This is a genomic window from Plesiocystis pacifica SIR-1, from assembly GCF_000170895.1.
GTDB classification, from domain to species: Bacteria; Myxococcota_A; Polyangia; order Nannocystales; family Nannocystaceae; genus Plesiocystis; species Plesiocystis pacifica.
In genome coordinates this window covers 1-787 of record NZ_ABCS01000235.1, presented here as the reverse complement: position 1 = coordinate 787, position 787 = coordinate 1, and the positions used below count along the sequence as shown (strand labels likewise).

Here is a 787-nt window from a genome sequence, read left to right as displayed (position 1 = left end):
GGGCCGCTGCTGCCCGCCGAGGACGCCGACCCCAGCGACGACGAGGGCCTCGGCGAGGTCGCGGCTCAGGTCGCGGCCAAGGAGGCCGGGCAGCTGTCGCTGCTGGGATCACCAGCGCCCGCTGACGGCCGCGAGCGGGCGCTGGTGATCCCCCGCAAGGTCGCGGGAAGCAAGGTCGCCACGGCGCTGTGGGCCATGGAAGACGCGCTGAGCCGTCGCCTGCGTCAGCTCAACGCCGCCCAGCGCCGGGTCGACGAGCTCCTCGGCGAGCAGCAGCTCCGCAAGCAGCGGCGCGACCGGGCCGAGGACGGCTACGAGAAGGGGCGCGACGAGCTGCAGGCGGCGGAGCGGGCCCAGGCCGAGGCCGAGCGCGAGCTCCGGGAGCTGGGCGCCAGCCTCGAGTCCCTCGACGCCGACCTCGACGAGCGCGCGGCGGAGCTCGCCGACGGCCTGGAAGCCGCGCTGCGCGAGCTGCAGGACGACGGGGCCGAGCTGGGTCTGGGAGGGGCGCCGATCGAGGGCGAGGGCGTGTTGGCGGGGGCGCTGGACCGCGTCGTGGCCGAGCTCGAGTCCGACGAGGGCCGGGCGGGCGTCGGCGAGGCGCTCGTCGCCGCGCTGGGTCGGGCGTGCGAGGACTACCGCTCCCGGGCCGCCCGCCTCGAGCGCGAGCGCGAGGGCCTGGCCACCCTCGAGACCTCCCGAGCCGAGCTGGTCTCGAAGGTCGCGGCCCGGGCCGAGGCCTGCGAGGCGGCGACGGGCCAGCTCGCCACCCTCGACGCTCGGGCGA

Annotated in this window: 1 protein-coding gene; it reads left to right on the top strand. The window is 77.5% G+C overall.

The genetic code is table 11. The features are described 5' to 3' along the window. On the top strand, positions 1-787 hold a 787-nt coding region (locus PPSIR1_RS41415; RefSeq protein WP_045117787.1), incomplete at both ends, for a hypothetical protein.